Genomic DNA, 6,737 nt, shown 5'->3' on the forward strand with positions numbered 1-6,737 from the left:
TTATGGGGCGGTTAATGTTGAAAGAAAAGCTAATAATTATCATCACTTTAGTTATGTTGTTGTGTGCGTGTAATATGCAGGAGCAACAAACTCAACTTGCCCAAATTAAAGCACAAAACAAAATACGTGTAGGTACCCTTGCCAGTGCCAGCAACTACTACCAAGCCGTGCAAGGCGAGCAAGGTTTTGAATACGAGCTATCTCAAGCTTTTGCCGACTACCTAGGTGTTGAACTAGAAATAGTACCGTTTTTTAATTTATCCGATATGTTTGAGCGCCTTGAAAGCGGCGATTTAGACTTAATAGCCTCAGGACTTACCTACAACAAAGTGCGTGCACAGCAATACCGCTATGGCCCCACTTACAGAACAATTAGCCAAAAGTTGGTTTATAAACAAGGTCGAGTTCGCCCACGTGAATTTGACGACCTTGATGGAAACTTTACAGTTATAGCCAAAAGTAGCCACTCTTTAACCTTACAAAAAATAAAAAAGAGTAACCCAGATTTAACTTGGCAAGAAACCGAAGAACTCGATGAAGAGGAGCTTTTACAAGCCGTTATCGATGGCGAAATAGATTACACCCTCGCCGACTCACACACGCTTTCGCTGTTTCGACGTTACCACCCAAATTTAAGTATCGGCTTTTCAGTTACCCGAAATGACCCCATAGCTTGGATCCTTAATAAATCAAAAGATGATTCGCTTTATGCACTGCTAGTGCCCTTTTTTGGTGACGTAAAACAAAGTAACCAACTGTATGTGCTCGAAGAAAAGTACTTTGGGCACGTACGCCAGTTTAACTACGTTAATACGCTTGCATACATAGAGGCTATAAAAGAAACGCTCCCCACTTACAGGCCTTGGTTTGAGCAATATGCAGGTAGCCTTGACTGGCGCTTACTTGCTGCGCTTAGCTACCAAGAATCTATGTGGAACCCTCGCGCTAAATCGCCTACAGGTGTAAGAGGCATTATGATGCTGACACGCAGTACCGCTAAACAAGTGGGCGTAACAAATAGGTTAGAGCCAGAGCAAAACATCCGTGGCGGAGCTAAATACTTAGCTAAGCTCGTTAAACGCATCCCCGATAGAATCCCGCAGCCCGATAGAACTTGGCTTGCACTGGCAGCCTATAATGTAGGTTGGGGGCACGTTAACGACGCGCGCATTATTACCGAACAACAAGGGGCGAGCCCTGATAAATGGGCCGACGTTAAAAAGCGCTTACCACTTTTAATCAAAAAACGTTATTACCGTAAAACCCGTTACGGCTATGCGCGTGGAGATGTTGCGGTAAAATATGTTGATAACATTCGCAGGTATTACGATGCACTTGTATGGCTTGATGAAAATAATGCCCTAGAGCCAGAGCCAGAATCAGAACCTGAAGCACCTGAAGTTGAAAAAGCAGCTCAACCAAGTAAAGAGCCTATAAACAACGATAAAACCGAACCTACCCCTTCGCTTTCACCTGAAGAAAAAAGTAAGCAAGGTGAAAATAACACGCAGCAGTCTCAGTAAAGCGTTTATATTTACGTTTTAAATGGGCTATTCAGGCCTGTGAAACATTAAAATGTGGGCATTAAACGATTCTTTCCTCGTTTTAACAGGCGCTAATTTCCCCTTCAGGCCTAACCACTCTAGTAACTAAATTAAAAATCTGTTTACTTGTCATGAAATGATCACTAATGTGTGTTTATAGTATATTTACCTGATTTTTAATATATATCTTGTGCCTTTCTCACTCTCACGCATTAGGAGAACACATGCTAAAACGTAGACGCACGCAAAAACTAAAACGCAATATTATTCATTCAACAGCCACCAGACGTCGTATTATGCTACGTAACTTACATAAAAAAATTATTTGGCGTCGTCGTATGTTTGCTATGCAGCAAATGATAGAAGTAGATTCAGATAAGGCTAACTAGTCACTAATTTGGCGAGCTGCTTTTTTAGCCGCTTTAATTTGTTCTCGGCGTTGTTTAAAAAACGCCGAAATAGTACTCCCACAGGTTTGACCAAGCACCCCACCTAATACTTCTACTTGATGGTTCAGCCTCGGCTCTTGCAATAAGTTCATAATAGACCCAGCCGAGCCTGTTTTAGCATCAGGCGCACCGTACACGAGGCGCTTTATTCTGCTATGCACTAACAGCCCGGCACACATAGAGCACGGCTCTAACGTAACGTACAAAGTGCAATCAATTAAACGGTAATTATTTAAAGCTCTCCCTCCTTCACGCACTGCAATCATTTCGGCGTGCGCAGAGGGGTCGTTATCAGTAATTGAACGATTATAACCCGCTGCAATAAGCGTGTTATCTTTCACAAGGACAGCTCCTACCGGAATTTCGCCCAATTGCTGCGCCTTATTGGCATAAACTAATGCCTGCTCCATCCAATACTCATCGCTTTTAAGATCGTTCATAGTGCTTACTTTAAATAAATTTTCTCTCGGTATTATATCAACTTGCCTGTTTAAAATGCGTAATTGATTAAATTATTGCAAAAATAAAACAAAATAATGTGGTTTATCGTGGCTCATAGAGTGTGATTTACGCTATAATCTCACGCTTTTTTTATTTAGCTCACAACACAGGTAGCAAATGAAATTTCCTGGACGCCGCAGACATAAACATTATTTTCCAGTGGAAGCTAAAGATCCACTTACTAATCAGCTAAACGCAACTGAGCGATTACAACGTAGCTACATTACGGGTATCGATCAGATCGTTGTTGATATTGAAGCCAAAGTCGATCAGGCTTTTTTAGACGAGTTTCAACTTCGCCGAGGAATGTCGCAAGTTATTGATAGCGATATTACTAACGCACTTTACGACCGTTTAAAACTAAACGACATGGTTGATTACGAATTTGCCGGTGGCACCATTGGTAACACAATGCACAACTACTCTGTACTAGCAGATGACCGTTCAGTATTGCTCGGTGTTATGAGTGAAAACATAAAAATTGGCAGCTATGCCTATCGCTTTTTATGTAACACATCAAGCCGCGTTGATTTAGACTATTTACAACCAGTAGATGGCCCTATTGGCCGTTGTTTTACCTTAATTGATGAAACAGGCGAGCGTACATTCGCAATTAGCGCCGGTTTAATGAATCACTTAAAGCCTGAGTCTATCGATAAACACTTAATTGAGCAGTCATCAGCACTTGTGATCAGCGCCTACCTAATGCGTACACAGGGTGATGAAACAATGACTGAAGCAACCATGCAAGCAGTTAAATACGCTAACGATGCAGGTGTACCGGTAGTTTTAACACTCGGCACTAAGTTTTTAATTGAGCAAGATCCAACCTGGTGGGCTAACTTTGTAAACGAGCATGTCGATATACTTGCCATGAACGAAGAAGAAGGGTTAGCAATTACTGGCTTTGAAGACCCGCTATTAGCCGCAGACAAAGCACTTGACTGGGTAGACTTAGTTATTTGTACCGCTGGCGAAAAAGGCTTATTTATGGCCGGTTACGTTGATGAAAGCTTTAAACGTGCAACCGAGTATCCACTATTACCAGGTGCCATTGCCGATTTTAATCGCTATGAGTTTTCTCGTGCAATGAAAAAATCCGATTGCGAAAACCCGATAAAAGCGTATAGCCATACGGCGCCATTCATGGGTGGGCCTGATTCAATCAAAAACACCAATGGTGCTGGCGATTGTGCGTTGGCTGCCGTGTTACACGATTTATCAGCAAACGTTTATCATAAGTTAAATGTCGCTAACTCAGCAAAACACGAACAAAAGGCCATTACCTACTCTTCTCTTGCACAAATTAGTAAGTACGCTAACCGCGCAAGTTACGAGGTATTAGTACAGCACTCTCCACGTTTATCACGTGGGTTGCCAGAGCGCGAAGACTGCCTTGAGCAAGTGTACTGGGACCAATAAATAGGGAGCTTTACGTACTCCCTATTGCGGTATTTTAGAAAATCGAAATATCGAGCTTTTTAGATAGCAGCTCTAATGCTGCTATCCCCGCCACAGAATTACCAAATTCATTAAGCCCTGGTGAATATACTGCCACTGTAAACTTACCCGGTAATACCGCCAATATAGTGCCTGACACACCCGATTTACCCGGCATTCCCACTCTGTAGCCAAAGTCACCTGCCGCATCATATAAGCCGCTGGTGAATAAAATCGAATTTAATTGTTTATTTTGGCGACTACTCAAAACGCGCTTACCCGAGCTGTAATCAACCCCTTTATTCGCTAAAAAGTTATACGCTCTAGCTAGCTCAATACAGTTAAGCTCAATCGCACAAAAATTAAAGTAAGACCAAAGTACATCATCTACGTCATTCTCAAAATTACCAAACGACTTCATTAAATGCGCCATTGCCGCATTTCTATGCCTAAACTCGTATTCAGAATTAGCCACTTTTTTATCAATCACTATTGCACTATTACCTGCAAGTAACCTAAACGTTTCAAGCATTGAGTGGCGAGGTGCTGATAATCGACTGTACAAAGCATCACACGTCACAATCGCGCCAGCATTAATAAAAGGGTTACGTGGTACGCCTTTTTCGAACTCTAACTGCGTAAGAGAATTAAACGCGGTTCCTGAGGGCTCTTTGCCTACCCGATGCCATAGCTCGTCGCCATAGCGCTGTAGCGCCATTGTAAGTGTCATTACTTTAGAAACTGACTGAATAGTAAAACGTTTTGAGCAATCACCCGCACAAATGGTTTCGCCATCAGTGGTATAAATAGCAATAGAAAACTGCTCGCTAGAAACCTCAGCAAGTGCAGGTATATAGTCCGCAACCTTACCTTGTGATAACAAAGGGCGCACTTCGTGTGCTATTTCATCTAGTACAGTTTGGTAGTCAGCAGTGGGCAATTGACACCTCTATTTTGGTATTTATAAAAATTTGATTTTAACACGCGCAACTTCTGCACGCCTAGCTATGTTACATGAATAAAATAGCAGATAAGCATGAACTTAATGTTTATTTTCAAAGTGATATTTTCTATATCAAAGCAATACTAATCCACAATAAGCCTTAATCATTTTGCGGGGCTATAAAAAACTGATTACACTCAGCACAGTGTGCCGTGACTTTACCTATAATTGCTTAGCTTTCTATAAGGATAGTAATGTTATAGCTCAAAGGATATACAAGGGCAGGCATTACAGAGACTGAGTTGGCATGAGATCTTGGCTTTTTACTAAACCCCAGACAGTAAAAAACCCGTTACATCGCTGTAACGGGTTTCTTTAATTTGAATCCTGGCAATGTCGTAGTGCCCAGAGCGGTGGAGAGTCAAATAGCAAATACTACACTATCATTGGTCGGGCTCGTCTTAGAGCTATTCGTTTGATATATAGGAATACAAATGCCGCGGCGTACAGGAGCGGCCACTACTGAGTTTGGCATGGGCTCTTGGTTACTTACTAAACCCCAGACAGCAAAAAACCCGTTACATCGCTGTAACGGGTTTCTTTAATTTGAATCCTGGCAATGTCCTACTTTCACATAGCAAATGCTACACTATCATCGGCGCTGTTTCGTTTCACTACTGAGTTCGGCATGGGGTCAGGTGGGTCCAAAACGCTATGGTTACCAAGAAAATTCTTTTCAATTTTCTTATTTTTATCTATTAAGCTTTAAGTCCTTCGACTGAATTTGGAGCCTGGCAATGTCCTACTTTCACATAGCAAATGCTACACTATCATCGGCGCTGTTTCGTTTCACTACTGAGTTCGGCATGGGGTCAGGTGGGTCCAAAACGCTATGGTTACCAAGCAAATTAGGTGCAAAGGAGTAATGATAAGCACGTAGTGCTACTATTTCCTTTGCGCAAGGTGCCTCAATGTTAACGCTACGCGCTAAGAGTCACCTCATAAATTTGGAAATATCTGATAATATTTTTTAAGTCTAAGTATCTATCTACTTTAGCTATTAACTTCTGTCGCTTGTTTCTGTCACAAAACGCGTTTGGCGTTGTATGGTTAAGCCTCACGGGTAATTAGTACAAGTTAGCTTAATGGCTCACACCACTTCCACATCTTGCCTATCAACGTTGTAGTCTTCAACGGCCCTTCAGAGACTTTAAAAGTCTAGTGAGAAATCATCTCGAGGCCTGCTTCGCGCTTAGATGCTTTCAGCGCTTATCAGTTCCGAACGTAGCTACCGGGCAATGCCATTGGCATGACAACCCGAACACCAGCGGTTCGTTCACTCCGGTCCTCTCGTACTAGGAGCAACCCCTCTCAATTCTCAAACGCCCACGGCAGATAGGGACCGAACTGTCTCACGACGTTCTAAACCCAGCTCGCGTACCACTTTAAATGGCGAACAGCCATACCCTTGGGACCGACTTCAGCCCCAGGATGTGATGAGCCGACATCGAGGTGCCAAACACCGCCGTCGATATGAACTCTTGGGCGGTATCAGCCTGTTATCCCCGGAGTACCTTTTATCCGTTGAGCGATGGCCCTTCCATTCAGAACCACCGGATCACTATGACCTACTTTCGTACCTGCTCGACGTGTCTGTCTCGCAGTTAAGCTGGCTTCTACCATTACACTAACCGTACGATGTCCGACCGTACTTAGCCAACCTTCGTGCTCCTCCGTTACTCTTTGGGAGGAGACCGCCCCAGTCAAACTACCCACCAGGCACTGTCCGTAACCCCGATTCAGGGGCCAACGTTAGAACATCAAAACTACAAGGGTGGTATTTCAAGGACGACTCCACAA

Annotated in this window: 5 protein-coding genes and 3 rRNA genes; 3 read left to right on the top strand and 5 right to left on the bottom strand. The window is 43.0% G+C overall.

The window, feature by feature from the left end; translation table 11 throughout:
- Positions 1-14: 14 nt before the first annotated feature.
- Both mltF and MTN96_RS08860 read left to right on the top strand, forming a co-directional pair.
- Positions 15-1,523, top strand: a complete 1,509-nt coding sequence (gene mltF, locus MTN96_RS08855; protein ID WP_248531252.1) for a membrane-bound lytic murein transglycosylase MltF — start codon at positions 15-17, stop codon at positions 1,521-1,523.
- A gap of 245 nt (positions 1,524-1,768) precedes the next feature.
- Entirely contained in the window at positions 1,769-1,933 is a 165-nt protein-coding gene (locus MTN96_RS08860; protein WP_004588576.1) for a hypothetical protein, read from the top strand.
- Here MTN96_RS08860 and tadA read toward each other — a convergent pair.
- Positions 1,930-2,433, bottom strand: coding sequence for a tRNA adenosine(34) deaminase TadA (tadA, locus tag MTN96_RS08865; RefSeq protein WP_004588577.1), 504 nt, complete (start codon positions 2,431-2,433; stop codon positions 1,930-1,932). The genes MTN96_RS08860 and tadA overlap by 4 nt on opposite strands.
- A gap of 178 nt (positions 2,434-2,611) precedes the next feature.
- Here tadA and MTN96_RS08870 point away from each other — a divergent pair, with 178 nt between their 5' ends.
- Positions 2,612-3,916 (top strand): inosine/guanosine kinase, encoded by a 1,305-nt coding sequence (locus MTN96_RS08870; protein WP_004588578.1) that lies wholly within the window; start codon positions 2,612-2,614, stop codon positions 3,914-3,916.
- Positions 3,917-3,950: 34 nt separating this feature from the next.
- Here the strand turns inward: MTN96_RS08870 and glsB are convergent, their stop codons facing one another.
- The 4 genes from glsB to MTN96_RS08890 all read right to left on the bottom strand — a co-directional run.
- On the bottom strand, positions 3,951-4,874 hold the full coding sequence (gene glsB / locus MTN96_RS08875) for a glutaminase B (protein ID WP_004588579.1): 924 nt from the start codon (positions 4,872-4,874) through the stop codon (positions 3,951-3,953).
- Positions 4,875-5,488: 614 nt separating this feature from the next.
- Positions 5,489-5,603: ribosomal RNA gene (gene rrf, locus MTN96_RS08880) — 5S ribosomal RNA — on the bottom strand.
- A 63-nt stretch (positions 5,604-5,666) separates the two neighbouring features.
- Positions 5,667-5,781, bottom strand: a 5S ribosomal RNA gene (gene rrf / locus MTN96_RS08885).
- Positions 5,782-5,983: 202 nt separating this feature from the next.
- Positions 5,984-6,737, bottom strand: a 23S ribosomal RNA gene (locus tag MTN96_RS08890); the annotation flags it as partial.

The organism is Pseudoalteromonas sp. 2CM28B, from assembly GCF_023161935.1.